Origin of the sequence: Pseudoalteromonas sp. MMG005, assembly GCF_018101015.1 — a bacterium.
Taxonomy (GTDB): Bacteria; Pseudomonadota; Gammaproteobacteria; order Enterobacterales; family Alteromonadaceae; genus Pseudoalteromonas; species Pseudoalteromonas aurantia.
The window spans coordinates 1-1,205 of the sequence record NZ_JAGJEK010000066.1; the positions used below are offsets into that span (position 1 = coordinate 1).

Genomic DNA, 1,205 nt, shown 5'->3' on the forward strand with positions numbered 1-1,205 from the left:
TTGTATTAGCTCAGACTAGATCTTACATCTCACCTTGAAAAGTTGAGAGTTACCCGTTTTGATTAAAGGTGTCGAATCTTCAAATCAAAACAAAAGAGGTAACTCTCATGTTACATACTAGTAACCCAATTATTAAACACAAAGCTGGTTTACTTAATCTTGCCGAAGAATTAGGTAACGTATCTAAGGCATGTAAAGTAATGGGCGTATCGCGAGATACGTTTTATCGATATCAAGAACTTGTAACCGATGGCGGTATTGATGCGCTTATCAATAAAAACCGCAGAGCACCTAACATTAAAAACCGAGTAGATGAAGCAACAGAAAAAGCAGTAATGGAATATGCCATCGCTCAACCGGCTCATGGTCAACATAGAACAAGTAACGAATTGCGTAAACAAGGTATCTTTGTTTCTGGTAGCGGCGTACGCTCTATTTGGTTACGCCATAACTTAGAAAATTTCAAAAAACGGCTAAAGGCACTCGAAGCGAAGGTAGCAAAGGACGGAATTATTTTAACCGATGCTCAAGTCGCTGCACTTGAGAAAAAGAAACATGATGATGAAGCATGCGGTGAAATTGAAACAGCGCACCCAGGCTACCTTGGTTCACAAGATACGTTCTATGTAGGTAATCTGAAAGGTGTAGGTCGTATTTATCAGCAAACCTTCGTTGATACTTATAGTAAAATTGCCTTTGCCAAGCTTTATACAACCAAAACGCCAATCACGGCAGCTGATATGTTAAATGATAAAGTTCTACCGTACTTCGATGAATATGAGCTTCCAATGTTACGGATATTAACTGACCGTGGCACAGAATATTGTGGTCGAGTCGATCATCATGATTATCAGCTATATCTAGCGATCAATGATATAGAGCATACAAAGACGAAAGCTATGTCACCGCAAACAAATGGTATCTGCGAGCGGTTCCACAAAACTATTTTAAATGAGTTCTACCAAATTACATTTAGGAAAAAGTTGTATGCTGACATGGAAGAGCTTCAAAAAGATCTGGACGAATGGATGGATTACTACAACAATGAACGAACTCATCAAGGAAAAATGTGCTGTGGACGAACTCCGCTGGTAACATTAATTGATGGTAAATCGATTTGGGCTGAAAAGAATTTAGCTCAAATCTAAGCTGACAAAGCACCGTTAAAAAACGGGTAACTGTCAGATCAGGTCTGAGCTACTACA

The 1,205-nt window shown here is 39.1% G+C and carries 1 protein-coding gene; it reads left to right on the plus strand.

Annotated features, from left to right (window positions below):
* Positions 1–107: 107 nt before the first annotated feature.
* Positions 108–1,148, plus strand: coding sequence for an IS481 family transposase (locus tag J8M01_RS23705; RefSeq protein ID WP_211059591.1), 1,041 nt, complete (start codon positions 108–110; stop codon positions 1,146–1,148).
* Positions 1,149–1,205 lie beyond the last annotated feature (57 nt).

Bases quoted from the DNA above. Each gene is read 5' to 3' on its own strand.
- J8M01_RS23705 (WP_211059591.1), top strand. From the start codon at position 108: ATGTTACATACTAGTAACCCAATTATTAAACACAAAGCTGGTTTACTT.